General features: G+C 43.1%; 1 protein-coding gene. It reads left to right on the top strand.

Annotation, left to right across the window (positions count from 1 at the left end; genetic code table 11):
- Positions 1-318, top strand: a 318-nt coding sequence (locus C1G53_RS00200; RefSeq protein WP_192873090.1) for a YebC/PmpR family DNA-binding transcriptional regulator, incomplete at both ends; no start/stop codon positions are given.

Here is a 318-nt window from a genome sequence, read left to right as displayed (position 1 = left end):
TGTTTGATAAAAAAGGTGTGGTTGTCTTTGCTGGTGATGATGCAGATGCGATCTTCGAATTGCTCCTTGAAGCAGATGTCGAAGTGGATGACGTAGAAGCAGAAGACGGCACAATCACTGTCTATACAGCTCCAACTGATTTGCACAAGGCAATCGTGGCACTTAAAGAATCAGGAATCCAAGAGTTCAACGTCACTGAACTTGAAATGATCCCACAATCAGAAGTATCACTTGAAGGCGATGACCTCGCAACATTTGAAAAACTCTACGATGCCCTAGAAGACGACGAAGACGTCCAAAAAATCTACACAAATGTAG

This window comes from Streptococcus suis, from assembly GCF_002960445.1.
GTDB lineage: Bacteria > Bacillota > Bacilli > Lactobacillales > Streptococcaceae > Streptococcus > Streptococcus hyiners.
Note: the sequence above shows the minus strand (reverse complement) of the source record. Positions and strands in the feature narration are given on the sequence as shown.